This window comes from Methylocystis sp. H4A, assembly GCF_015709545.1.
Classification (GTDB): Bacteria; Pseudomonadota; Alphaproteobacteria; order Rhizobiales; family Beijerinckiaceae; genus Methylocystis; species Methylocystis silviterrae.
Genome location: NZ_JADNQY010000026.1, coordinates 214,227 through 238,214, shown reverse-complemented (window position 1 = coordinate 238,214; position 23,988 = coordinate 214,227). Strand labels below are relative to the sequence as shown.

Annotated in this window: 26 protein-coding genes; 20 read left to right on the top strand and 6 right to left on the bottom strand. The window is 61.7% G+C overall.

Going from position 1 to position 23,988, the window contains the following annotated elements:
* Positions 1 to 41: 41 nt before the first annotated feature.
* Entirely contained in the window at positions 42 to 365 is a 324-nt protein-coding gene (locus IYW40_RS21880; protein WP_246720808.1) for a hypothetical protein, read from the bottom strand.
* Between IYW40_RS21880 and IYW40_RS21875 the strand changes: the two genes are divergently transcribed.
* The gene (locus IYW40_RS21875; RefSeq protein WP_246720807.1) at positions 348 to 815 is read left to right on the top strand and encodes a response regulator; all 468 of its coding nucleotides are present in this window, start codon (positions 348 to 350) and stop codon (positions 813 to 815) included. The two genes, IYW40_RS21880 and IYW40_RS21875, sit on opposite strands and share 18 nt — an antisense overlap.
* Before the next feature lie 182 nt (positions 816 to 997).
* Positions 998 to 1,747: a L,D-transpeptidase gene (locus IYW40_RS14315; RefSeq protein WP_196400998.1), complete on the top strand. Its 750-nt coding sequence runs from the start codon at positions 998 to 1,000 to the stop codon at positions 1,745 to 1,747.
* A gap of 130 nt (positions 1,748 to 1,877) precedes the next feature.
* On the opposite strand, the gene IYW40_RS14310 is transcribed toward IYW40_RS14315, so the two are convergent.
* Positions 1,878 to 2,933, bottom strand: a complete 1,056-nt coding sequence (locus IYW40_RS14310) for an alkene reductase (protein ID WP_196400997.1) — start codon at positions 2,931 to 2,933, stop codon at positions 1,878 to 1,880.
* Between the two features lie 211 nt (positions 2,934 to 3,144).
* On the opposite strand from IYW40_RS14310, the gene IYW40_RS14305 reads away from it, so the two are divergent.
* Positions 3,145 to 3,834, top strand: a complete 690-nt coding sequence (locus IYW40_RS14305) for a hypothetical protein (protein ID WP_196400996.1) — start codon at positions 3,145 to 3,147, stop codon at positions 3,832 to 3,834.
* Between the two features lie 309 nt (positions 3,835 to 4,143).
* On the opposite strand, the gene IYW40_RS14300 is transcribed toward IYW40_RS14305, so the two are convergent.
* A complete protein-coding gene (locus tag IYW40_RS14300) occupies positions 4,144 to 4,563 on the bottom strand; it encodes a DUF3617 family protein (RefSeq protein WP_196400995.1) in 420 nt (139 codons plus the stop codon).
* Between the two features lie 216 nt (positions 4,564 to 4,779).
* Here IYW40_RS14300 and IYW40_RS14295 point away from each other — a divergent pair, with 216 nt between their 5' ends.
* Both IYW40_RS14295 and IYW40_RS14290 read left to right on the top strand, forming a co-directional pair.
* Positions 4,780 to 5,379: a pentapeptide repeat-containing protein gene (locus tag IYW40_RS14295; protein ID WP_246720806.1), complete on the top strand. Its 600-nt coding sequence runs from the start codon at positions 4,780 to 4,782 to the stop codon at positions 5,377 to 5,379.
* A gap of 143 nt (positions 5,380 to 5,522) precedes the next feature.
* On the top strand, positions 5,523 to 6,362 hold the full coding sequence (locus IYW40_RS14290) for a cytochrome c (RefSeq protein WP_246720805.1): 840 nt from the start codon (positions 5,523 to 5,525) through the stop codon (positions 6,360 to 6,362).
* Position 6,363: 1 nt separating this feature from the next.
* On the opposite strand, the gene IYW40_RS14285 is transcribed toward IYW40_RS14290, so the two are convergent.
* Positions 6,364 to 7,233, bottom strand: a complete 870-nt coding sequence (locus tag IYW40_RS14285) for a serine protease (protein WP_246720804.1) — start codon at positions 7,231 to 7,233, stop codon at positions 6,364 to 6,366.
* Positions 7,234 to 7,559: 326 nt separating this feature from the next.
* On the opposite strand from IYW40_RS14285, the gene IYW40_RS14280 reads away from it, so the two are divergent.
* From IYW40_RS14280 to IYW40_RS14225, 12 genes are all read left to right on the top strand, one after another.
* Positions 7,560 to 9,434, top strand: a complete 1,875-nt coding sequence (locus tag IYW40_RS14280) for a methanol/ethanol family PQQ-dependent dehydrogenase (protein ID WP_196400992.1) — start codon at positions 7,560 to 7,562, stop codon at positions 9,432 to 9,434.
* A gap of 110 nt (positions 9,435 to 9,544) precedes the next feature.
* Positions 9,545 to 10,450: a methanol oxidation system protein MoxJ gene (gene moxJ / locus IYW40_RS14275; protein WP_196400991.1), complete on the top strand. Its 906-nt coding sequence runs from the start codon at positions 9,545 to 9,547 to the stop codon at positions 10,448 to 10,450.
* A gap of 35 nt (positions 10,451 to 10,485) precedes the next feature.
* Positions 10,486 to 11,067: a cytochrome c(L), periplasmic gene (gene moxG, locus IYW40_RS14270; protein ID WP_196400990.1), complete on the top strand. Its 582-nt coding sequence runs from the start codon at positions 10,486 to 10,488 to the stop codon at positions 11,065 to 11,067.
* Between the two features lie 69 nt (positions 11,068 to 11,136).
* Entirely contained in the window at positions 11,137 to 11,427 is a 291-nt protein-coding gene (locus IYW40_RS14265) for a methanol dehydrogenase [cytochrome c] subunit (RefSeq protein WP_018406704.1), read from the top strand.
* Between the two features lie 130 nt (positions 11,428 to 11,557).
* Positions 11,558 to 12,589, top strand: coding sequence for a MoxR family ATPase (locus IYW40_RS14260; protein ID WP_196400989.1), 1,032 nt, complete (start codon positions 11,558 to 11,560; stop codon positions 12,587 to 12,589).
* Entirely contained in the window at positions 12,586 to 13,431 is an 846-nt protein-coding gene (locus IYW40_RS14255) for a DUF58 domain-containing protein (protein WP_196400988.1), read from the top strand. The genes IYW40_RS14260 and IYW40_RS14255 overlap by 4 nt, the downstream gene beginning before the upstream one ends.
* A gap of 8 nt (positions 13,432 to 13,439) precedes the next feature.
* Positions 13,440 to 14,333 (top strand): nonribosomal peptide synthetase MxaA, encoded by an 894-nt coding sequence (locus IYW40_RS14250; RefSeq protein WP_196400987.1) that lies wholly within the window; start codon positions 13,440 to 13,442, stop codon positions 14,331 to 14,333.
* Positions 14,330 to 15,331: a vWA domain-containing protein gene (locus IYW40_RS14245; RefSeq protein WP_196400986.1), complete on the top strand. Its 1,002-nt coding sequence runs from the start codon at positions 14,330 to 14,332 to the stop codon at positions 15,329 to 15,331. Before IYW40_RS14250 ends, IYW40_RS14245 begins: the two co-directional genes overlap by 4 nt.
* Complete coding sequence (locus tag IYW40_RS14240) at positions 15,328 to 15,936, top strand: MxaK protein (RefSeq protein WP_196400985.1); 609 nt, start codon at positions 15,328 to 15,330, stop codon at positions 15,934 to 15,936. The genes IYW40_RS14245 and IYW40_RS14240 overlap by 4 nt, the downstream gene beginning before the upstream one ends.
* Entirely contained in the window at positions 15,936 to 16,940 is a 1,005-nt protein-coding gene (locus tag IYW40_RS14235) for a VWA domain-containing protein (protein ID WP_196400984.1), read from the top strand. Before IYW40_RS14240 ends, IYW40_RS14235 begins: the two co-directional genes overlap by 1 nt.
* Positions 16,937 to 17,461, top strand: coding sequence for an SRPBCC family protein (locus tag IYW40_RS14230; protein WP_196400983.1), 525 nt, complete (start codon positions 16,937 to 16,939; stop codon positions 17,459 to 17,461). The genes IYW40_RS14235 and IYW40_RS14230 overlap by 4 nt, the downstream gene beginning before the upstream one ends.
* 135 nt (positions 17,462 to 17,596) lie before the next feature.
* Positions 17,597 to 17,974, top strand: coding sequence for a hypothetical protein (locus IYW40_RS14225; protein ID WP_246720803.1), 378 nt, complete (start codon positions 17,597 to 17,599; stop codon positions 17,972 to 17,974).
* 6 nt (positions 17,975 to 17,980) lie between these two features.
* On the opposite strand, the gene IYW40_RS14220 is transcribed toward IYW40_RS14225, so the two are convergent.
* Positions 17,981 to 18,613 (bottom strand): response regulator transcription factor, encoded by a 633-nt coding sequence (locus tag IYW40_RS14220; protein ID WP_175094107.1) that lies wholly within the window; start codon positions 18,611 to 18,613, stop codon positions 17,981 to 17,983.
* A gap of 109 nt (positions 18,614 to 18,722) precedes the next feature.
* Between IYW40_RS14220 and IYW40_RS14215 the strand changes: the two genes are divergently transcribed.
* The 3 genes from IYW40_RS14215 to IYW40_RS14200 all read left to right on the top strand — a co-directional run bounded on the left by IYW40_RS14215 (position 18,723) and on the right by IYW40_RS14200 (position 21,442).
* Positions 18,723 to 20,111: an ATP-binding protein gene (locus IYW40_RS14215; protein WP_196400982.1), complete on the top strand. Its 1,389-nt coding sequence runs from the start codon at positions 18,723 to 18,725 to the stop codon at positions 20,109 to 20,111.
* A gap of 530 nt (positions 20,112 to 20,641) precedes the next feature.
* Positions 20,642 to 20,911 (top strand): usg protein, encoded by a 270-nt coding sequence (locus tag IYW40_RS14205; RefSeq protein ID WP_123174873.1) that lies wholly within the window; start codon positions 20,642 to 20,644, stop codon positions 20,909 to 20,911.
* Positions 20,912 to 20,920: 9 nt separating this feature from the next.
* A complete protein-coding gene (locus tag IYW40_RS14200; protein WP_246720802.1) occupies positions 20,921 to 21,442 on the top strand; it encodes a hypothetical protein in 522 nt (173 codons plus the stop codon).
* Positions 21,443 to 21,672: 230 nt separating this feature from the next.
* Here IYW40_RS14200 and nifA read toward each other — a convergent pair whose 3' ends face one another.
* The gene (gene nifA, locus IYW40_RS14195) at positions 21,673 to 23,421 is read right to left on the bottom strand and encodes a nif-specific transcriptional activator NifA (RefSeq protein WP_196400981.1); all 1,749 of its coding nucleotides are present in this window, start codon (positions 23,419 to 23,421) and stop codon (positions 21,673 to 21,675) included.
* Positions 23,422 to 23,988: the final 567 nt, after the last annotated feature.

The following is a 23,988-nucleotide window of genomic DNA, read 5'->3' as shown; positions in this document are numbered from 1 at the left end:
CCCATGAGGAACGGGCGCGACGCAATGAACTTGCGCTGCGCCTAGCGCTGCGCGCGGTTCCCATGATCAGCTTTGAGTGGGACATCGTGCGGGATATCGTGCGGCGGTTTGATCCGTTTGACTCCGACATGTCCTCGAGCACAGGCATGTTCAGCCGTTTTGCCGCAGTCCGGGATGCTGTCCATCCAGAAGATCGAGCGCGATTTTGCGCAGATATCGAAGCAGCGCTGCTCGGCGAGACTGAACGGTTTGAGACCGAAATCCGAATCCTTGGTCCGGATGGAATAGTAACATGGTTCCGCGAACGCGGGGTCGTCGAGCGAGACCAGCGAGGGCGTCCGCTTCGCATGATCGGGGTCGCCCATGATGTCACCGCGCAGCGCGGTAAGCCCTCATTGGAAGCGGCGTCCGCCGGCGCGGCCGCGAACGCACCCCCGTCGCTCAGGGCTCTGGTGATTGATGATAATCGTGAGGCCGCTGACGCGCTTGCGCTGCTGCTTGGAACAGTCGGGGCCCTTGTCCGGCTTGCTTACAGCGGCGCGGGCGGCCTTGCCGCGCTGAATGAATTTAAGCCGCCGCTGGTGTTTCTTGATATAGCCATGCCCTATTTGGATGTCGTTGATCTGATCCGTCGCATTCATGTCCCCGAAGGCGATAGAATCTCTCTCGTCGCCCTCAGCGCTTCGCGCGCCGAGCGCACGGTTCAGCTCGTTAAGGATGTCGGCTTCGACGGTCTACTGATTAAGCCGGTCCGATTTGAAGCGCTTCTCGATCTGCTGGAGGAGTTGTCTTGCCATGAGGCGAAGCGAGCCTAAGGCGCGACGGCAACATAGAGATCAGCGGCATTGCTGGCGTTCCTCCCTAAGCCTTGACCCGACCAGACGTCTTCAAAGCGATCGGTCCCGCTCAGCTCGCGGAGCCGAGCCACGCCGGGCAAATTGGTTAACGGCGCGGATTTAGCTATATTGATGGAAGCAGCCGAGGACGGTGATCGCCTATGCCTTCCAAAATCCGTCATATCCTGATCATATTCGCCTCAGCAGCGGCTGGGGCGGGCCTTGCCGGATGCGTCAGCACGCAGAGGCCCCCGACACTGAGCGCCGCCGCCGTCGCGCCGACGCCTCGCAGCGATCCCGCCGGGCCGGCGGGACGGATCGACGCCGTCGCCGTCCAGGGCGGCAATCTCTACGGCGAGATGAAAGACGCCGGCTTCATCGTTCCAGCGGTCAGACCGGGCCTCGTCGATGCAGCATTCCATCGCGCCAACGTCGCCTACTCGACCAGAGAAACTCCAGGGACGATCGTGGTCGATCCCGCCGGGCACTATCTCTATTACGTCGAGGCGGGCGGCCGGGCGACCCGCTATGGCATCGGCGTCGGACGTGACGGGTTCGCCTGGTCAGGGGAAGCGACGATCAAGAGTAAGCAGGAATGGCCGGACTGGTATCCGCCAAAGGAAATGATCGAACGCAGGCCCGACCTTAAGCGGCAGTTGGTTGAGCTGCAAAGCGGTCTGGGCATGCATGGCGGTCCCGGCAATCCGTTGGGAGCCCGCGCGATGTATCTCTGGCAAGGGGATCGAGATACGCTCTTTCGCATCCACGGCACGAATGAGCCATGGACCATTGGGAAGAGCCAATCGTCTGGCTGCATCCGGATGATCAACCAGGACGCGATGGATCTCTACCAAAAAACCGCCCCTGGAACCCGCGTCGTCGTTCTTCCCGCCAAAGTGGCGCGCCGGTGAGCCTCTCCGGCTAAGGCCATGCCAGGCAGCCGAATGCGGATGGGATGCGCCTGGTGATCGCGCACGTTAGCTCGCTATCGTCTGGCGCTCACGCTCGCAACAGAATTTCCTTGGGCGGGGCGAACCCCGCTCATCCCAGCAAGGCCGGATAATCCGTGTAACCGTCCGAACCCTTCGTATAGAAGGTCGCCGGTTGGGGTTCATTCAACGCCGCATGCCTGCGAAAGCGCTCGGGCAGGTCCGGGTTGGCGATGTAGAGCTTGCCGAACGCCGCCGCGTCGGCGTCGCCCGCGGCGATCACGGCTTCAGCTGTCTCTGCGGTATAGCCCTCATTGACGATATAGGGGCCGCCGAATTGCTCCTTGAGAACGCGTCCGAGCGCGTCGGGTCCCGCATGTTCGCGGGCGCAGATGAAGGCGACGCCGCGCTTGCCGAGTTCCCGCGCGACATATCCGAAGGTCGCCTTTGGGTCGGAATCGCCCATTGAGTGGGAATCGCCGCGCGGCGCCAGATGCATGCCAACGCGGCCTGCTCCCCAGACGGCGATAGCGGCGTCCGTCGCTTCAAGCATGAGGCGCGCGCGGTTTTCGACCGGGCCGCCATAGCGATCTGTTCGCGTGTTCGCGCTGTCCTGGAGAAACTGGTCGAGCAGATAGCCATTGGCGCCGTGCAACTCCACGCCGTCGAAACCGGCCGCCTTGGCGTTTTCCGCGGCGCGCCGATAAGCCTCAACGATTTCCGCGATCTCGGAAAGCGGCAGGGCGCGGGGGATCGGATAGGGCTGGTAGGGGCGCAACAGGCTCACATGGCCGGCGGGCGCGATCGCGCTGGGCCCGACAGGAGGCGCGCCGTTGAGATAGATCGGATGCGACACCCGGCCGACATGCCAGAGCTGCAGCATGATCCGTCCGCCAGAATCGTGAACCGCCTCCGTGATCCGTCTCCATCCGTCGGTCTGCGCCTCCGACCAAATCCCCGGCGTGTCGGGATAGCCGACGCCCATCGGCATGATGGATGTCGCTTCAGTGAGGATGAGGCCCGCGGAAGCGCGCTGCACATAATAGTCCCTCATGAGCGCGTTGGGGACGCGCCCTTCGCTGGCGCGGCAGCGGGTGAGAGGCGCCATGATGATGCGGTTTGGCAATTCCATCTCGCCGAGACGCACGGGCTGAAACAAGATCGACATTCGGATGCTCTGCCTATGGAAGGACGTAATTTGATCGGAAGGGGTTCACTTGCTCGGCACCGCGCGCCGATCTTTACAAATGTCTAACATCGTCCCAGCCTTATGTTTTGAACCGTTGAGACAAGCCTGAAAGTTTCTACGGGATTTTCCGATACTGACAATGCCACGCGAGGTGTTTGGTCTGGCGAACACCGAGAGACTGGAGTGAAAGATGAGCAAGACCCTTCTCAGCGACTGGACTCTCGCCGCATTCAAACAAAGGGAGGAAGAGCGTCGTAGAGAAGAAAATCGTCGTGGAAGAGAGCAGGTTGATACTGTTCCGTTCGCGCCAGCCGAGGCGGCGCCGCGTGACAACGAGACGCTGCGCAGCGAGTGGACGATCGCTGCTCTGCAAAAACGATTTGCCGCTTTGGAGCAAAGACTCGCCGCTGTGGAACAAAGAGAAGAAGAGCATCGGCGATCTGAACGCGTCGAGGCTGCAGCGCGCGCCCGGCGAGAGGAAGAGCCGGAACAGGTCGTTTTGGGCGCCTCCAACAATGTAGCTCCGGATCAGAGTCATGCGCGCCGGCAAGAGATCGAACAAGCGCAATTTGCCCAGGCAGCGTTTGAACCGCCAGAGGCAGGAACGATCTTGCACGCCCACGAGCAAGTATTTGAGCAAAATGCTCCCGAGATTGTGAGAGATACTCAAGGATACGAAAGCCGTTTGGAAGTCCGTCCTGCTCGCAGTCGCGGGACGATCGTGTACAGATTCGTTTCTGTCGTCATCACGGCTTTGATCGCCGCAGCGATAGGTTTCGGGGTCGCCATCTTCACGGTGCCGATCGAGAAAGCGACGCAATTCCATACCTACGTAAACCGCGCGCTTGACGGTTTGCACTCATTACAGAAAAAACGCTGAGCTACAGGCGGATGCCTCTCCGACTTTGCCCGCGCGCTCGTCGCTCGGGCTCAAATGTTCGATGATCGCGCATCGAGCTCCGGCAGCGCAGCTTCGAGCTATTTTCACGAACCTGCGTAAGCGGTCCGCTGCATAAGTTCGAAAGGATGCATGCGGCCATTCGCCCTGCCAAACTCGGAGCAGAGCCAATGCCTAAGACCTACGACGACATCGTCATCGGCGCAGGACAGAACGGCCTCACCTGCGCCTGCTATCTCGCTAGAGCATAGCGTTCGGCGCCGCAGTCCCGACTGGGATTGTCTGGAGCGGCTAGTTCGTGCAGCGTTCGGACAGAAACTTCGCGTCGATCGTGAAGCCTGAGCGACGGGAACTCGCCGTCGTTTTCGACTGCGCGCGATACCAGCTCTGGAAATCGCCGGTGAACAGCAGACTCGTGACGTCGCGCGCGTCCTTCGGGCCGCATTCGATGGTGACGATGATCTGATCATTCGCGCGCGTAACAGAAGGCTTCGCGCAACTTTCATCCTGGGCGCCGATGATGCTATCGCCGTCTTCGATACAGACGTCATTGGTCTGCAGCCCGATCTCCGGCGAGATCGTCGAAATGCGCCATAGGCCCGGCCGGCGCTTTGGCGGTTCAGCGTCGCTCGCGAATGCAGGCGAATTCGCGCCCGCAAACAGCGAAAGAGCGACGACGAGTCCGGAGGGAAAAAGTTGCGTGCGTTGCATCTTCACTCCTTATCGCGAAAGCGCATGGCGATCTACGTCCTACCGCGCCGTGGCTGATGGCTGCCGCTGTTTCCCTACATCCACGGGAGATTGTCCTGTTGCATCTCTTAGCCTGACGAACATAGGCTTTGAGAGCCTATATGCGACGGGGTTCGACTGATGAGATTACCCAATCGAAGACGGATCGGTCGCTGCGTTGCGCTTGTCGCCGGAGCAATGCTTTTCGTCTTTCCGCCAGTGACCCCAGTCTTCGCAGCTGAATTGTCGCGCGCGCAGGTCGAGCAAAAGGTCGCCGCAGCGCATGGTGAGCCGATCGATCTTTCAAATCTCGATCTCTCAGGCGTCGATCTGTCCGGCCTCAACATGCATGGCGCAGACTTCTTCTCCACCAAGCTCGCGGGCGCAAAGCTTGCGAAGGCCGATCTGTCAGCGGCGAATTTCACGCGCGCCGATTTGCAGAACGCGGACTTTTCGGGCGCTCAGATGAAAGCCGCGACGCTCTATGCCGCGCTTCTCGACGGCGCGACATTTGCCGATGCCGACCTCTCGAATGCGCGCATCATTGGCGGCGGCAAGGGCGTGAACTTCCACAATGCGAAGCTGATCGGCGCGGATCTCGGCGCCGATCCCGCCAATCAGGGTATGGTTCCCGTGCGCGCCGAACTCCCCGACGCCAATTTCGACGGGGCGGACCTTACGCGAGCCAATCTTACGCATGCGGTTCTTACTGGCGCCAATTTCACCGCGGCGATCGTCACCGGCGCACGTTTCGACTACGCCGTCCTCGATGGCTCGAATCTTTCTCTCGGGCGCTGACACCTGCGGCGTCGTGCCGAACGTTCCTGCTTCGTCCGGGAATAGTTCCTCGAGACGCAAAGAGAAGGTTGCATTAAGTGCGCCGTATCCGACAACACCGCGCCTGCATCATGAGCGCCAAAGGTTCGCCATCGTGTCTGGCTATGCCAGTCGCTCTGCTCGCATTCTGCCTGATCGGTCCTACCGCCGATGCAGGCGAAGTCGAACGCGGCCGCTACCTCGTCGACGCGCTGGCCGCCTGCGATAACTGCCATACGCCGCGCGGCGCAGCAGGCTACGATCTCTCCAATCGTTTTTCCGGCGGCGCGCAGACATTCTCCGACAAATTCTATGTCGTGCGGGGTCCAAACATCTCGCCGGATAAGGACACCGGCGTCGGCGCATGGACCGACGAAGAATTGCGCGCCGCGATCGTCGACGGCATTGGCCGGAATGGTCGCCTTGCGCCCGTCATGCCGTCGGACTCGTATAAGCCGCTAACGCCGAGCGATCTTGACGCGATCATCGCTTTTCTGCGCTCGGCGACGCCGATCCGCGCGCCGCTTCTGGCGCCGCAGCAGCGCAGCGGCGAATGGGCGCCCCACCCGATGCCCGGAGCGGCGGCCCCCTTCGATGAAGCGTCTCTTGCCGAAAAAAACACGCGCGGCCTCTATGTCGCGTCGCTCGCCCGCTGCATGTCGTGCCACAGCGAGGAAATCGACGGCGCGCCTGATTATCAAAATCGGCTCGGCGCGGGCGGAAAGACCTTCCGCAACGCCGCCGGCGTCGTCGTCGCGTCCAACATCACCTCGCATCCGGCAAAGGGCGTCGGCGCCTGGTCGGAAGATGAGTTGAAGCGCGCGATCACACAAGGCGTGGCGCGTGATGGCGCGCCGTTGAGGCCGCCGATGTCGACGCTCTCCAAGGCGCATTTTTCGAAAATGTCGCCCGATGATCTCGACGCGCTCGTCGCCTGGATACGGACGATTCCACCAAAGGAATGAGCTAACGCGGCTTCGACGCGGCGTCACGGATCGCCTCGGCGAGTTCGCCTTCGAAAAGCATCGCCGAACCGTAATGCGTCTCGATATCGAAAGGCCGCTTCTGATTCATGTCGAGCGAAGCGCTATGCATGGCGATCAGACGGCCGTCTTCGGTGAACAGGCCGGAACCCGAGCCGCCATAGCCGTCGTTGCAGTCGTGACGCACGCGACGAGTGTGACCTTCGGTGGGTTCGTCGATGCGATAAACATCGCATGACTCGGTGGTGGCCACGAGGCGGGAATTGGCATGTCCGGCCGGCGAGACCATCACGACCTTGAACCGCGCGCCGGTGGCGATATCGCTCGCGTCCGGCGCGGGCTGCGGTTTCACGGTTTGGGGCGTTGGCTGAAGCAGGCGCAGCAAGGCCCAGTCGTCTGTGATGTGCAGGGCTTTCGATTCGACGGACGCGCCGATGCGCAGGCTGTCCTCATCGAAATAGTAATCGCCGCCGGCGATCCTAAAAAAGCAGTTCGTCACCGGATGCGTAGGGGCGAGACGCCGGTCGACGAAATTATGCGCGTTCATCACGACGAGGTCATGCGAACCGATGAGCCAGGCGGCCGCCGCACGCTCCAGCGTTCCGAAATCGGAGTAACACATGAGCACGCCGGCGCCGGCAAAGCGACTGGCGTCAGCCTCGGTCATCGCTTGCCGCCTGTCGTCGGGGTAAAGCGCGGCATGGGCTGTTTGCGCGCCGATGCGCGCAAGCGTCGCGCCGAGCAGCATGAGCATGATCAGGGCCGCCGGGAGAGCGGACGAGCGCAGATTCGCCGGAGTGAGCAGGCGATGGCGGCGCGCAGGCGAATACATTGGCTCAAGAGTTTTTGACATTCGATGCTTCTGATGAGGAGGGGATGATCGCCCTTCAACAAAATCTGTGCGCGATTCTGCGTCAAGCGCCACGACGGCAGGAAGTATGGGTAATCGACATGCCAATCATTCCCGAGACACATTACCGATAAATCGTGAAGACTCGGCCTTGCGCTTAAACTTATATGCCGGCGGATCGTCTCTCGAATTTGCGCGCGAACGCGCAGCGAGAATAAGCGACCGTCAATGAACCATGGCGGCTTGCATTTTGCCGTCTATTTGCGGGGCGACGTCGCCGTCGAAGACGCCGTGAAGGCGTTCGGGCGAGGTTGCAGGAGGACTCGTCGATGAGGAAATTGCTGAATTCCGTGTCCCTGTTGTCCGTGCTGATCGCGGCGCCGATCGTGACGATGTCCGCTGCGACTGCCGAGGATAAGCTCGAGGCTCTGACGAAGAGCGAAGACAACTGGGCCATGCAGGGCAAGAACTACAGCTCCAACCACTACAGCACGCTGACCCAGGTCAACGCCGATAACGTCAAGAACCTAAAGGTCGCCTGGTCGTTCTCGACCGGTCTGCTCAGCGGTCACGAAGGTTCGCCGATCGTCATCGACGGCAAAATGTATGTTCACACGTCTTTCCCCAATAATACGTTCGCGCTCAACCTCGACGACCCGACCCGCATTCTCTGGCAGCATAAGCCCAAGCAGAACGCTGCGGCGCGCGCCGTCGCCTGTTGCGACATCGTCAATCGTGGTCTCGCCTACTGGCCCGGCGACGGCAAGGCGCCCGCGCTGATCGTGAAGACGCTGCTCGACGGCCACGTCGTCGCGCTGAACGCCAATACCGGCGAGGAATACTGGAAAATCGAAAATTCCGATTTCAAGGTCGGCTCCACGCTGACTGTCGCGCCGCACATCTATAAGGACATTGTGCTCATCGGCAGCTCGGGCGCGGAACTGGGCGTGCGCGGCTATATGACCGCCTATGACGTGCGCACCGGCGAGCAGAAGTGGCGCGCCTATGCGACCGGTCCGGATTCGGATGTGCTGATCGGCGACGACTTCAACAAGGCCAATCCGCACTACGGCCAGAAGGGCCTCGGCACAGCAACCTGGGAAGGCGACGCCTGGAAGATCGGCGGCGGCACCAATTGGGGCTGGTTCGCTTACGATTCGGGCACCAACCTCGTCTACTACGGCAGCGGCAATCCGGCGCCGTGGAACGAGACCATGCGTCCTGGCGACAACAAGTGGACGATGACCATTTGGGGCCGCGATCTCAACACGGGCGAGGCGAAGTTCGGCTATCAGAAGACGCCGCACGATGAATGGGACTACGCCGGCATCAACTTCATGATGCTCAGCGAGCAGAAGGACAAGGACGGCAAGCTGCGCAAGCTGCTGACCCATCCCGACCGCAACGGCATCGTCTATACGCTGGACCGTACCGACGGCACGCTGGTCTCCGCCGACAAGATCGATGACACGGTCAATGTGTTCAAGAAGGTGGATCTGAAGAGCGGCCTGCCGGTGCGCGATCCGGAATATGGCACGCGGATGGACCATCTCGCTAAGGACATCTGTCCCTCGGCGATGGGCTATCACAACCAGGGCCTCGACTCCTATGATCCCAACAAAGAGCTGTTCTTCCTCGGCGTGAACCACATCTGCATGGACTGGGAGCCCTTCATGCTTCCCTATCGGGCGGGTCAGTTCTTCGTCGGCGCGACGCTCAATATGTTTCCGGGTCCGAAGGGCGATCGTCAGAAGGCTGAAGGCCTCGGCCAGATCAAGGCCTACAACGCCATCACCGGCAAGTTCAAATGGGAGAAGATGGAGCGCTTCGCTGTTTGGGGCGGCACCGCCGCCACTGCCGGCAATGTCGTCTTCTACGGAACGCTCGACGGCTTCATCAAGGCCCGTCACAGCGACACCGGCGAACTGCTGTGGAAGTTCAAGCTTCCGTCCGGCGTCATCGGACATCCGATCGTCTATCAGCACAAGGGCGTCGAATATCTCGCGATCTTGTATGGCGTCGGCGGTTGGCCGGGCGTTGGCCTCGTGTTCGATCTCCAGGATCCGACGGCCGGTCTCGGCGCGGTTGGCGCCTTCAAGCAGCTCGCTAACTACACGCAGATGGGCGGCGGCGTGATGGTGTTCTCGCTCGACGGCAAAGGCCCCTACGACGATCTGAGCGTGGGCGAATACAAGGCGAACTAATCGCCGTTCGTTCCATCGATCTCATCCGCCTGAGGCGGTTACGAGACGCCTGTTCGGACGCGCCCCCATGCGTCCGAACAGGCGATCGAAATGATCACGGAAAGAAAGCCATGTCGCGATTCACTCGCTTGCCCGTCGGCGCATGCTGCGCGCTCGTCATCGCTTTTGCGGCCATGAGCGCAGAAGGCGCTTCGCTCGGCGTTACTGGCGACGCCGTCTTGAACGCCGCGACCGCTTCGACGGCAGAGCCGTCCGATCCCAATACGCTTCGCATCTGCGCGGCGAAGAATCAGCCGCCGCTCTCGTTGGAAGACGGCTCGGGACTTGAGAACAAGATCGGCGTTGCGCTCGCCGACGCCATGAAACGTAAGCCGCAATTCGTCTGGTCGCAGCAGCCGGCGATCTATCTCGTGCGCGATTCTCTCGACAAGAAGCTCTGCGACGTCGTCATCGGCCTTGATACCGGTGATCCGCGCGTCGCGACGTCGAAGCCGTACTATCGCACCGGCTATGTCTTCGTCAGCCGGGCCGATCGCGACCTCGACATCAAATCCTGGTCCGACGCACGTCTGAAGAAGCTCGGCCACATCGCCGTCGCCTTCGGCTCTCCGGGCGAAACGCTGCTCAAGGATATGGGCAAGTACGAAGACAACATGGCCTATCTCTATTCGCTGGTAAATTTCAAATCGGCGCGCAATCAATACACGCAGATTGATCCCGCCCGCATGGTCGGGGAGGTGGTCAGCGGCGCCGCCGATGTGGCGGTCGGCTTTGCCCCGGACGTCGCGCGTTACGTCAAAGCGTCATCGGCGCCGCTGCGGATGACGCTGATCGAAGACGATGCGGCGAAGAGCAGTGGCGAAAAAGTGCCGCAGCGCTTCGATCAATCGGTCGCGGTGCGGCGCGACGACAAAGCCTTGCTGGCTGAAATCGATCAGGCGCTCGTCGCCGCTCGGCCAAAGATCGACGAAATCCTCAAAGCGGAAGGCGTTCCTCTTCTTCCCGTCACCCAATGATGCGCCGCGCGCAAACGAAAAGCAGGACGAAATACGTGTCGAATAGCAAAAGAAGCGTTTCCCTGTCCCTCATCGGCGCTGCGGCCTGTTTGGTTGCGCTCGGCGCCATCGCGCAGACCGCAGGGATCACATTCCGCAACACGATCACGGGCGAGGTGCTGAACTTTGATGACGCGCTGCCGGAGGGAAAGGACACCGCGGGCGTCAAGGAATTCATGACGTCGGGCAAGAATCCCTATAACGAGGATGCAAGCTGTCTGAAGCTGGGCGAACAGCTCTTTCTTTCCGCCTGCTCCGGCTGTCACGGCCACCTCGCCGAAGGAAAGATCGGCCCCGGCCTCAACGACGCCTATTGGACCTATCCGCAGAACGAAACCGACGAAGGCCTGTTCTCGACGATCTATGGCGGAGGGCAAGCGTCGATGGGGCCGCAGTACCAGAACCTCACGCTCGATGAGATGCTGAAGGTCATGGCCTGGATCCGACATCTCTTCAAGGAAGCGCCGGAAAAGGCGACCTGGCTGACGGACGTTCAGCGCAAGTCTTTCAAACCCTACGCGGGTCACGAAACCCTGCCCGACAGCCCGCCTGGAAAGTGCCAGGAGAAGGCGAAGTAAGTTCTACGCCGCCGTCCGCCGGAGGCGCAAACACCGAGGCGCTAGCCTCGCAAAAAGGAGGAAACAGGGATGCGTAAGATGCATTTCGCCGCGGCGCTCACCGTCGGCATTCTATTTAGCGCCGGGAGCGCGCTCGCCTATGACGGCACCAAGTGCAAGGCGCCCGGAAATTGCTGGGAACCCAAGCCCGGCTTCCCGGACAAGGTCGAGGGGTCGAAATACGATCCCAAGCACGACCCCAAGGAAATCGCCAAACAGCAAGCGTCAGTTCAGGCTATGGAAGAACGCAACAAGAAGCGGGTCGAGAACTTCAAGAAGACCGGCAAGTGGGAATATGACGTGAGCAAGATTGCTCAATAAGTTTCATCGCGACAAAAGCGCGATGATCTAGCGGCCACGATCTGGAGCCGGCGTATTCGACAACAGCGCATCGGCTCTATTCCCGAGATCGTGGCCGCCTATTTTATGTTTGGCGCGCTAAGGTCAAGCCTTGAACGAAACTCTGCACGTCGTCCAGAAGCTCTCCGATTGGCGCGCGCGCGCCCTTGAGTTTGAACAGGAAATTCAAAAGGCGGTCATCGGGCAAGCGCGCGTCGTCAGGCTCGTGACGATCTGCATTTTCGCGCGCGGCCATGTGCTGATCGAGGGCGATGTCGGGGTCGGCAAGACGACGCTGCTGCGTTCCGTATCGCGCGCGCTCGGCGGCGATTTCGCTCGCGTCGAAGGCACGGTCGACATGATGCCGAGCGACATTCTCTATCATACCTATCTGGGCGAAGACGGTCGCCCGCGCGTCGATCCATCCGAGCTTCTCCGCCATGCGGAGACGCTGCCCGTCTTCTTCTTCAATGAGATCAACCGCGCGCGCCCGCAGGTTCATTCGCTGTTGCTGCGGCTGATGGCCGAGCGCAGCGTGTCGGCGTTCAACCGCGTGCATCACTTCCCCTATCTCAATGTGTTCGCTGATCGAAACATGGTGGAGCGGGAAGAAACCTTCGAACTGCCGGCGGCTGCTCGCGACAGATTTCTCATGGAAATTCTTATGGCCGCGCCGGACGATGAGGACGCGCGCCGCAGGCTGGTTTTCGATCCAGCGTTCCATGATACGGAAACGCTGCTCGAGAGGGTGAGCCCCGGAACGCTGGACTATCGCGAGACGCCTGCCATCGCGCGCGCGATCCAGACACATGTGAGATCGAGCGACGCGCTTGAACGCTACGTGCTGAACCTCTGGCAGGCGCTTGTCGAGCCAAGTTCGGCCGGCGTGTCGCTGCCGGACGTCGACCTCGACAGTCTCGTCAAGGGCGGCGCGAGTCCACGCGGACTGGCGGCGCTTGTGCGCGCCGCGCGGGTGCGCGCCTGGCTCGAAGGGCGCGATTATCTTGTTCCGGAAGATGTGCGCGATGTCTTCATTGAAGTCATGGCGCACCGCATCTTTGTCGATCCGATCCACGCTCTGCGCGGCGACGATATCGTCAAGCGGCTGTGCCGCGCGGCTTTCGACGCGACGCCCGTTCCATGAATACGATCGTCGATATCCTATATCGACCGCGCGGTCGCTTTGCCGCCAACCACGTCGGCGCCCACACGTCGAGCGAGGTAGGCGGCTTTGGAGTCTTTCGCGACCAGGCGCCTTTCATGCGCTATCCGGACGCCCGCCGCATCGACCTTCGCGCGACGCTGCGCGATCCGTTCGGCGCGACCTATGTGCGCAGCTTCGAGCAAAGGGCGGCGATCGACGTTTACGCGCTCGTGGACCTTTCCGCGTCGATGGGGTTCGCCGGAGCCGTCAACCGATTTCAGGTCGCCGTCGATCTTTGCGGCGCGCTGGCGTATTCGGCGACGCGCAACGGCGATCGCTTTGGCGCGTTCGCTTTCAAGGAATCGCTGATCGGTCGCGCGACGTTGCCGGCGACCCGTTCGAGTAGGGCGGCGCTCGCCGGCGTCGAAAGGATCGGCGTCGAAACGCCCAGCGGATCGAGCGCCAAAGGCGTGCTCGACGCCGCGGTGGCTCTCGGCGCCACGCGCAAGCTCGTGCTTCTCATTTCCGATTTTCGCTGGCCCGCGCATTTGATTGAGCAGGCGTTCGAGGCGCTTGCACTACATGATGTCGCGCCGCTCGTTCTGATCGACTCTCTCGAAACCGCGCCGCCAAAATGGGGCGTGTTGGAGCTTTGCGACAGCGAGAGCGGCCGCCGTCAGCTCCTAGTGATGAGGCCCGCGCTCCAGCGGCGCTGGGTCGAAGCCGAGCAGTCCCGTCGCCGAAATCTCGCCCGCGCGTCTTCAAGACGCAGCCGTGCGCCGATTTTCATTCAGGACGGTTTCGACGCCAGCGATCTCAGCATGCGGCTGACGGCGGCGTGAGGCCTGCGATGCGCATGGCATGTGTCGCCCTCATGCTCGCCGCGGCGCTTCCTGCATGTGCGCAGGAAACGACGGTGCGCATCCACTCGACGCGCCCGTTCGGCTATTTCGTGGGCGATCTCATCCATGCGCGCATTGACGTCTCCGCGCCCGCGGACGCCGTGCTGTCGCGCGCCTCCTTGCCCAATCCAGGCCCGCTCACCGGTTCGCTCGATCTCCGGGACGTCAAACTCAGCGAGACGTCAGGAAACGGCGCGCGCCTATGGCGTCTCGACCTCACATATCAGAATTTCTATGTCGCGCTCGATGCGCGCGACATCGAGATTCCTGGGTTCGAGCTCTCCATTTCGACGGCGACAGGCGCGCAGACTATCGCCGTTCCCGCATGGAGGATTGGCGTTTCTCCTTTGCGGGAGATTGCGCCACAGAAGCGAGAGCAGGCGTCGGATTATCTGCGTCCCGACGGTTCGTCGGCATTCGTTGACGAAGCCACGCCGCTCAATCTGGCGTTCGGCGCCGGCGTCGCCGCCCTGCTGGCGCTCGCTCTTGTGGCGCGCGATCGCGCCTGGCCGCCATTCCAGCTACGGCAGGCGCGAGTCTTCTCAGCGCTCGCGCGTGAAATCTCGACGCGGCGCGGCGCTGGTGACGCCCATTTAGCCGCGACGATTCAATCGGTGCATCGGGCGCTCGATCGGGCCAATGGCGCAATTCTGCTGTCAGCCGACCTTCCGGAGTTTCTCCGCAGACGTCCGGAATTCAAACCGCTGCGGGTCGACTTCGAGCAATTCTTCGAAACCTCGAAGCGGCTTTTTTTTGGCGGCGAAAGCTCGAAGGACGACTATGCCGCCGAGCAGCTCGCGCAATTTGTCAGCAGGCTCGCGAGGCAGGAGCGCGCAGGATGAGCGGCTTCGGCTTTGAGCACATCGAGCCGCTGTTCCTAGCGCCTCTGGCGCTGCTTCCGCTGCTGCGGTCCGTCTTGCGCGGCGCGACGATCCCCTCGCTCCTCGCAGCGCCGGTCGATGGCCTTTCCATCGTCGCCGGCATTCTTCTGAAGTTCTGCGGCGTCGTGGCCATCGGCGCCAGCCTACTCGGCGCGGCTGGCCCCTATGTCGCGGGCGCGGACGTCGAGCGCTTTTCCGAGGGCGCGCAGATTGTCATGCTGATCGACCGCAGCGGCAGCATGAACGAAACCTTCGCGGGGCGAACGCCGTCTGGGGGGGAAGAGTCGAAGGCCGCGGCGGCAAGGCGCATTCTCAAGCGCTTTGTCGAAGCGCGCCGTCACGATCTCGTGGGCGTCGCGGCGTTTTCGACGGCGCCGATGCTGGTGACGCCGATTTCGGATCATATCGGCGCCACCGAAGCCGCCATCGACGCGATCGACCGTCCGGGCCTCGACTATACGAACATTGCGCGTGGGCTCGCCATGGCGCTCTCGATGTTCAAGACGAGCCAGGCTGATCTGTCGCGCGCGGTCCTGCTGATATCCGACGGCGCCGGCGTCATCGATCCAAAGCTGCGCGACGATTTAAAGGCGGAATTCCGCAAGACGAACGTCAGCCTTTACTGGCTGTTCTTGCGCACCCAAGGCAGCCGAGGCATCTCCGATCAGCCGGCGGGCGACGATGAGTCGCCCCAGGCTGCGCCGGAACGCCATCTCGACCTCTTCTTCAAATCGCTCGGCGTTCCTTACCAAGCCTTCGAGGCTGAAGGCGCCGAGGCGACGGAGGAGGCTTTAAAGCAGATCGACAGGCTCGAACGCCATCCCGTCCGATATGTCGAAAAATTGCCGCGCACGGATCTGAGCGCGTGGGGCTTCGGGCTGGCGCTCGCCGTGACGCTGCTTCTCCTTGCCGCGAAGCTCGCAGAGGTCAGGCTGAGCGTCGGGGACAACGCGCGATGACGGCCTTCGAGATGAGGGTCACGATCGTGCGCAACAAGGCGCGCGCGCTTTGGCGAGAAGCAAAATCGTCGATTCTGGTCGCGCTCTTTCTCGCGCTGATCCTCGCGACGGCTGCATTGCTTACCCAATGGCGCGGCGCCGTCGACGCCAATGACGCGATCGAGGCGATGCGCGCGGGCCGCGACGTCGCCGTCGACGCGAACGACAGTCCGGAAACGATTCTCGCGCGCGTCGCCTATCTTGCGGCGCGAAGCGAAGTCGATCGCGCCCGAGCCTTGGTGGAGGCGCTCGATCGCAGCGGGGGCATCGAGGCGCGCGCGCGGGGTCATTATCTCTTGGCGAACGCGCTGCTGCGCAAGGCGTTCGATCATATCGAACGCTCGGAACTCGAAGCGGCCAACCCGTTCGTCAATCTCGCCAAGCGCGAATATCGACGTGCGCTGCAGCTCGCGCCCAACTATTGGGACGCGAAGTTTAATTTCGACGTCGCGGCGCGGCTCGTCCGGGATTTTCCGGATTTCGAGAGAAAGAGCGGCGACGAATTGAGCGCCGATCCCAAGAAGCTCTGGACCGATATTCCCGGCAAACCGAAAGGACTGCCGTGATGCGCCCGGATGTGCGCGATCCCCGCGTCGCTCTTCTCGCGCTGGCGACGCTGTCGCTCGCAGCCACTTTCTTCGCGCCAAAGATTATGATCCGGCGGCCGTCATTCGATTTTCTCGCCATCGTCGACATCACCGGCAGCATGAATGTTCGCGATTACGCCGTCGCTGGCCGGCCGGTCAGCCGTCTCGACGCCGTGAAAGCCGCGCTTCGCGCGATGCTCGCGGAATTGCCCTGTCCATCGCATGTCGCGCTCGGCGTTTTTACCGAACGCAGGCCATTCCTGCTGTTCGAACCGATCGACGTCTGCGCAGATTTCACGCCTCTGCAAGCTTCGATTGAGGCGCTCGACTGGCGCATGGCATGGGAAGGCGACAGCCGAATTTCGGCAGGCTTTTTCCGCGCGATCGATATGGCGAGAGAATTGAAAAGCGACCTGCTGTTTTTCAGCGATGGCCAGGAGGCCCCGCCGCTTCCGGCGCGCGGCGCGCCGACGTTCGAAGGGCGTGCGGGCGAGGTGCGCGGCCTTGTCGTTGGCGTTGGCGGCTATGAACTTTCGCCCATCCCGAAATTTAACGACAGGGGCCGAGAGGTCGGATTCCACGGGGCCGACGACGTTCCGCACGAGAGCCGCTTCGGCTTGCCGCCTGAAGGCGCGGAGCGGCGCGAGGGCTACAACGCCCGCAACGCCCCCTTCGGCGCGTCAGCGGCGGTCGGCGTCGAGCATCTGTCTTCCGTAAAGGAAGACTATCTTCGTTCGCTCGCCGAAAAGACCGGGCTTTCCTACGCCCATCTCGAAGACGGCAAGCGACTGTGGAAGGACTATGCCGCGGTCGCCTCCGTCCGACCGCGTCAAGCAGCGCTCGACCTGCGTCCGTTCTTTGGGGCCGCGGCTGCGGTTCTCACGTTCATGGCCGCCGCCGCAACGTTTTTCGCGCAGGCTTTCATTCAGATGCGCCGCGCCGGGCCGTTCTATCGCTTTACACAACCAAGGAGATCCAAATGAGGAAGCTGCTAGGGCTCTTCGCCCTTCTGATTTGCGCGCCTGCGCTCGCGCATGGACCGACCCCGATCAAGGTCGACGAGACGATCGTCATCGCCGCCGATCCCAAGGCCGTATGGGCTGTGGCCGGTAAATTCGATGGGCTCGCGAACTGGCACCCTGACGTTCAGAGCGTGACGGCCAAGGGTGGAGACGCCGCCGGCGCGGAGCGCGAAATCACCCTCAAGAAGGGCGGCGTTCTGAAGGAAGGGCTCGATGAATATGACGCTTCGGCGTTCAAACTGTCCTGGCGCATGTCTGATCCAAATCTCGATGCGCTGCCCGTGAGTTCCTACACCGTCACCTTCACGATCGAACCTGCGTCGGCGGGAGGGAGTTTGGTGAAATGGTATGGTCGTCTCTATCGCGGCGACACGAGCAATGAGCCGCCGGAAAACCTCAGCGATGACGCCGCGCGCACGGCGATGGCGAGCTACTTGCGCGACGGTCTTCAGGGCCTGAAGAAGAAAGTGGAAGGGAAGTAGCTCCGCGATGCGCTTTCGCGAAGCGATCATTCTTGCAGCGCCTGCGCGCTCTTCGCCTCATGCGGCGAAGAGAGGCGCGCCGCCGAGCAGGATGATCTGATCGAGTCCGAGGCCCGTAACGGCGCTGACGTCTGGTTGCGCGCCACCGATCGCACGGAACCCGCGCTCTGGCTCGCGCAACGCGAAGCCGGCGGCGCTGTCGGCGTGCGCGAACCTGCGGTCGAGCGCATACGCGCGGCTCTGCTCTCGGCGCAGCCGCATTTCCTAGAGTCCGATCGGATGCTCGCCAACCGCACCGCTCAGGTCGGGCAGATGCTCGCGGTCGACGGCCATGCCGAGGACTTTGCGCAGCTGATCAACTCGCTTGTAGAGGTTGCCGCGACCACCGGCCAAAAGCAGACCTATGGCCAAGTCTGCCAGCACTATTACAATCTACGCCACAGCGGGGTTGGACGGGAGGAGGCGCTGCGGATGCTCGCCGCCCGTTATCGAACGCAGAAGCAATTCAGATAGCGGCGCCTAAACAAGTTTCATGGCAACCTTGTTTTCAACCGCGATACGCAGAAGGTCCGCTTTCGAACGCGCGCCGAGCTTGCGCTTCAGCAGAATGCAATTATTCGCGACGGTCTTGTAGGAGACCTTCAGAATATGCGCGATCTCGGTCATATCCTTGCCGTCGGCAAGATTGCGCAGGATCTCGATTTCCCGGCCGTTCAGCGCGTCGAGGGGGTTGCTGGCGCGGCTCTGGTCGGCGAACGCGAGCTTGAGCGCGAGAGTGTTCGACAGATAGCGCTCGCCCGCCGCGACGGCGCGGATCGCCTTGATAAAGACGCGTGGGTCCTCGTTCTTCGCGACATAGCCGCGCGCGCCGCCCTCGATCGCCCGCGCCGCAAATACCGGATCGTCGTTCATGGTGAAAATGATGATTTGAGCGTTCGCGTCCCGCTTCAAGATGCGGCGCAGCAGTTCGAAGCCGGAGACGCCGGGTAGATTAATGTCGAGCACCACGACGTCGGGCGCTGCGGACGCGTAGGAGTCAAGCGCCTCGTTGGCGTCATGCGCCTCGAGCACTTCGATGTCTTTTTGTCCCGAAAGCATGCCGCGGCAGCCCTCGATCACCATGGGGTGGTCGTCGACGATGAGAATGCGCATCCTTATTCGCTTGTTTGAGAGCCTGAACCTATGTTGTGAAAACCGCTAGTCTTGTCAATCGACTGTAAATGGACGTCAACGGTTAAGCATGGAGACGGGGGCGTTCATCATGCGCGGGGTTTCGCTTAAAGCCAGACTGGGCGGGTTGATCGGCTTCGTGCTCGTCGCGACCTTGCTGATCAATCTTGCAATCCAGCTTCTTCACGCCGGCCCGCGCGTGCGCGCGGAAGCGGGAAGCAATCTCAGATTGATGCGGGAAGTTGTCCTAACAACGATAGCAAATCTTCCCGAAAACGAAGATCCGCTCCCCGCATTGCGGCGTCTCTACGCGTCGCTGGGGAACCTTCGCCATGCTGATGTTGAGATCCTCGCCGCCAACGAGACCGCTCCGCGCGATTGGCTGGAGAAGATCCGCCATTCCGGTCAGGACGTGCCGGAATGGTTTGTGAAGCTCGTTGGCGCCTCGCCGCGCGTCTTGACGATTCCCGTGACGGTCGGCGGGCGCGCCTACAGCAATATTGTGGTGATTTCGAACCCCTTCGACGAACTCGAAGAGATCTGGTCCGACATGCTATGGCTTGCGGCGATCAGCCTCGCCGTCACGATCATCTTCCTGACGCTCGTGCTCCTGTTCCTGCGCTCCTCGCTTGCACCTTTCGATGCGCTGAAGTCCGGCCTGGCGCAATTGGAGGCTGGCAAGAGCGGCGTGCGCCTATCGGCCAGCGGCGCGACGGAATTCCGATCGATCGCCGCCGCCCTGAATTCGCTCGGCGCGACGCTTGATCGCGTCAGGCAGGAGAATCGCGAACTCGTCGATAGGCTTTTTCAGGTGCAGGAAGGCGAGCGCAAGGATATCGCGCGCGATCTGCATGATGAAGCCGGTCCTTGTCTGTTTTCGATACGCGCAACGTCGGCCGCGCTACAGGAGCTTCTCTCGCATCCCGCTCCCGATCTGGGCCGACTGAGACAGATGAGCGTAACGATCGACAAGGCGAGCGAGTCGCTTCAATCGCTGTTCAGAGGCCTGCTCGGCCGGCTGCGGCCAAAAGGCCTCGAGGAACTTGGTCTGGAACCGGCGCTGAAGGCGCTTTTCGCCTCATGGGCGCTTACCCATCCCGAGGTCGATCTGCGGCTCGTCGCTCGCCACGATCTCTCATCCCTCGACGAGGAGACGGCGCTGGCGGCCTACCGTGTGGTGCAGGAGGGCGTAACCAATATCTTCCGCCACGCGGGCGCGGATCAGGGCGAGGTCACTCTGGAATTCGGCTTGGACGCGTCAGCGGACTCCTCCGGGCTCGACGCGGAAGCGCCGCCCCAACTGAAAATCACGATCGAGGACAATGGCGTCGGCATTTCGGAGCGCTTTGCTCCAGGCATGGGTCTGCTTGGCATGAACGAGCGCGTGCGCGCGCTGGGCGGCGCGCAGCGAATCGAAAGGCGGGAGTCTGGCGGCACGCGGATTACGGTGTCGCTTCCGCTGCGGGACGACGGCGAGTGATTTGAGGCAAGGAGCATATGCGCCCGACGCCCGTCCGGAGCGGGAAATATTGGAAGCGTGGATGACGAAATTTTGAAGGTGTAACGATACGCGCCCTTCATTATTCTCTACCGGAGCCGTCGTATCGGGCGGACTACGTAAATTGGAGGAGCAACGCCATGGCTTGGTCGCAGCCGATCATCGTCGAAATCTGCGTCGGTATGGAAATCACCAGCTACGAATCGGCTGAGATCTGATCAGCCTGTCGCGGCGGTTCGATATTGGGCTCGCCTAAGTTGAAGCAACAGGCCGCGCCTGGTCGACCGAGTAAACTGAGCTGGCGCCGTCGCTTGCGACGGCGCAGCTGTTTTCTGCCTGCGTTCCGAACGCAGAGTTCCTCTGAGCTGCGCCGGCATTGAGCCCTGCATTTTTGGCACTCATGCACGGCTGCTGATAGCATATTGTATTTTCAGGCCTTTGCCTTTCCCGGCGCTTGCGCTCCGAGGATTTGCTCCTAATCTGAAAGGAATCAGATCGTCAAGGAGCAGGCCATGGCGTCCAGCGGCTTCCGTTTGCAGCTTCAAGGTTACGGCCTGACGACGGCGAATATACTCTATCGTCTGCCGGACTATCCGAAGATCATCCAATCCTACATCTGGCAGGAATATGATCTTCATCCCGAGTTTCCAGAGCTGCGCAAATTTCTCGATTTCTGGATGCGCAGCCTCGATGGCCCGCTGCATTCCGTCACCGTCGCGCATTCGAACCTCATCAAACCGGCTGAGTTGAAGCTCCTCGACAAGGAATTCAAGGTGCACTGAAAAACTAATATGGCCGCCGTCTTGCGCAACGAGCTGGGTCGAGACAAGATCGACGCGGGTTGGAGCGAGGGCGCCGTGAGGGACGAGAGCGATACGAAATCATGGATGGGAGTCTGGGAAGCGGCCGCGCTGATCGTCATCGTGGCGACGGCTTTCCTTCTCGCGCGACAATACCGGGAAAGCCTTTATGTCGATGAGCCGCTGGAGCCTCTTTCGCTGGCTTTGGAGCGCGAAGCCGCAGAGGTGAACGCGACGCTTCCAGAAATGGTCAGCGAGGGCGTTCGTCTCGATAAGGCGACCGCGGGTCCGGGCAACGCCTTCAATTACAGCTATACGATCGTTGACGATGAAGCGGCGAGAACTCTGATCGGCAACGCCAAGAAGCTCGCCGATTTGAAGACCCAGCTGCAGGAGCGCGTGTGTCTGACGATGCCGAATCACCGCTCAAGCGGCGCCATCATCCGATATTCGCTGAAGGACAATAAGGGCGAGATGATCGCCGACGTCTCAATTGATGCAGGCGACTGCTGAAAGGGCGAGGCGCGCCGGCTTTGGCGCGCGACCGCGCCGGTCTCGCCCGCCATCGAAGCCTGATCTGGGGATCCTACGTCGTCTCGATCGCATGCGTGTAGCATTCGAGGCCCCCGCGTTCGGCTTCGAGCGCGATCTTTAAGGCCGGCTCGCGTCTAATGAACGGGTCGGCGGCGCCACGATTGTCGCCTTTCAGGCAAATTGCGGAGGTCCTGGCAGCGCCGAGGCGCTCAGAACTTCTTTACTTCGACGCCATGTTTTTGCAGCGCGTAGCCGATCTGACGAGGGGTGAGTCCAAGCAGCCGCGCCGCCTTCGCCTTGACCCATCCCGCGCGCTCCATGGCGTCGACCAATCGTTCGCGATCGGAAGGCCCGTCACGCTCCACGGCGGTGCAATTTTCGGCGCCGGGACAGGTCTCGGGCGAAGAGTCGGCGTGGGGGCGCTCACTCGTCGTCATCGGCGGCGGCGGTGGCGCAGGCTGACGGTCGCGCGGCGGCGCCAGGGTCGGCAAGATTGCGACGGGCGCATGAGGCGCTGAACGCTCCAGCGAGCCGCTCCAAAGCACCGAAGAGAGACAGCCGTCGTTGCGACAGGAGAAGTCCTTGTCGGTGATGACATTCCCTTGCGCCAAAGTCGCCGTCCGAAACACGCAGTTTTCCAGCTCTCGGATGTTGCCGGGAAAGGCGCAGGCGGTGAGCACATGCAGGGCCGACTCCGAAAAGCTTAGCCGTCCGCCTTGCTCCGCATTGAAGCGACGCAGAAATTCATTGGCGAGAGGTTCGAGATCGCCCTTGCGGTCGCGCAGCGGCGGCACGAAGATGGGCACGACGCTGATGCGATAGTACAAATCAGCGCGAAATTCATTGCGCTTGACCGCCTCTTCGAGATTTTTGTTCGTCGCGCACACGAGTCGAACATCGACCTTCTGCGTGCGCGTGCCGCCCACCCGTTCGAATTCGCCTTCCTGTAAAACGCGCAGCAGCTTAGCCTGAAACGCCGGCGTGATTTCGCCGATCTCGTCCAGAAACAATGTGCCGCCGTCGGCCAGTTCGAAACGGCCCTTGCGCATGTTCACTGCGCCGGTGAAAGCGCCGCGCTCATGGCCGAAGAGCTCCGACTCCAGCACGCTCTCGGGGAGCGCCGCGCAATTCAGCTTGATGAAGGGTTTTGAGCGGCGCGGCGAGAGATTGTGTATCGCCGCGGCAAACAGCTCCTTGCCGGTGCCCGACTCGCCGCGCAGAAGAACGGTGGACTTGGCCTTGGCGACGACGCGAATCTTATCGATCACCGCGCGCAGCGCCGGGCTGTTGCCGACAACGCCGTTGATGCCGCTGATCTTGGCTTCAATCTGCGGAAGGCGGTCGCCTTTTTCGAGCCAGGCCTTTTCCTGCATCAAACGTTCGCGGTCGCGTGCGATGAGCTTGTGCAGCCGAAGGGTCTGGCCGACGAGATTGGCGATCATCGTCAGGAAGCGAACGTCATGGTCGAACAGCGTCACCGAACGATCGTCGTAGACGCGATCCACCGTCAGCGTCCCGACAACGGCGTCGCCCTCCTTGATAGGGACGCCGATCAGCGAGAAAGGCCGGCCGTCGGTCGGTCCCCATTCGGAAAAGTCGGAGCCTTGGAAGAGCGGTGAGGCTGCGACGTTCTCGACGACGAGCGGCATTTTCGTCGCGACGATCTGCCCCACGGCGCGTTCGGGCAGCCGGTCGAAGAAACGCTTGGCGGAATCTTCGCTCCAGCCCGACCCAACCACAACCTCGGGCCCGCCCGCCGCGTCAAGCAGCGCGACCAAGCCATGGCGCATATCAAGAAAGCTCGAAAGCAGCGCCAGCACGCCCGCAAGCGTGGTTTCCAGACGGTTTGGCGACGCCAGGAGCTTCGATATTTCGTAGATGCCGACGAGAGCAGTGTCTCTCACATCGAATTCGCGCGCCTTCGGCGCGCACGCGCCGCCTGCCAGCTGCAAACCCATACTTTTTAGCCTCACGACATGCGTGGGTGTTTTCAAAGGTTTTGACGCAAACATCGTGCCATGCCGCCCTTATGCCCTTAGCATCATGAAAACAACGGCCTGCAATTGCGTGGAAATCGGCTAGGGCGCGCATGCTTGATCAACTCTTGCGCCTTCTGCCGTCTCCTCTGGCGCCGCCGCCCGATTGATCGGCGACCGGCTCCATCCAAACCGCACTCTCGCCGCAACCGACATTGATGTCGCCTTGCCGACGCCGGCGCGAAGATTTGCGATGCGCTGAGCGTCACGCGCATCGTAACAAGCCGTTAGCGGAATTGCAGGCGCTTCCGTGCCTTATGCGGCATTTCGCCGCCACGGCGTTAACGCGTTCGATGCTTTCAACACTCCCGATCCACCGCGCAGCGGCGCAACCTATTGAGCGCAATCTTCGATGATTTGGCCAAGGAAGGCCGGGAATGCCGAGCGATCTGTACGAGTTGCGACACGGGGGCGCCAAGCCGCCGTGGTTCAATGCAGTCGAAGCTGGCGCCGCGAACGGCGGATCCGACGCGAAGGACATGATCGCGC